The organism is Mesorhizobium sp. M7A.F.Ca.MR.362.00.0.0, from assembly GCF_004023175.1.
In the GTDB taxonomy this organism is placed as follows: Bacteria; Pseudomonadota; Alphaproteobacteria; order Rhizobiales; family Rhizobiaceae; genus Mesorhizobium.
This window is the reverse complement of the sequence record NZ_RZTF01000175.1, coordinates 11967-12518: the sequence shown is the minus strand read 5'-3', so window position 1 is coordinate 12518 and position 552 is coordinate 11967. Positions and strand designations below refer to the sequence as shown.

Genomic DNA, 552 nt, shown 5'->3' with positions numbered 1-552 from the left:
GTTGAAGGCTTCGCCGGCGCGCAGGCTGCCAACGGTGACGATTGCCGGAGAGTGCACATCGGTCAGGCGACCGGGCAGGGCTTCTATCGCCAGCAGGATGCGCGCGGCGACGGGGAGTGGATTGATCGCCAGATGCGGCATCGCCGCGTGGCCGCCTCTTCCATGGACGACCATCTCGAAGCGATCGGCCGCCGCGGCCACCGTTCCGCGGTGGACGGCGATCTCGCCCAGCGGCCGTTCGCAATTGTGCAGCGCGAAGACTTCATCGCAGGGGAAACGCTCGAAAAGGCCCTCATTCAGCATGGCGAGTGCCCCACCTCGACCCTCCTCGGCCGGTTGGAAAATGAAATGCACGGTGCCGGCGAAGTCGGGCGAGCGGGCAAGCGCCGAGGCTGCGCCGAGCAGCATCGTCGTGTGACCGTCATGGCCGCAGCCATGCATCCTCCCGGGAATGCGGGATGCATGCGGCAGCGGCCGCGCCTCGGTCATCGGCAGGGCGTCCATGTCGGCTCGGATGCCAAGACTGCGACCAGCGCCGAGCCTGCCCCTGAG

1 protein-coding gene is annotated in these 552 nt (G+C 67.9%); it reads right to left on the bottom strand.

Annotated elements, in window-relative coordinates; translation table 11 throughout:
- Positions 1 to 504 (bottom strand): amidohydrolase (locus EOC06_RS20585; protein ID WP_245469853.1); only part of this gene is annotated, 504 nt, incomplete at its 3' end.
- Between the last annotated feature and the right edge of the window lie 48 nt (positions 505 to 552).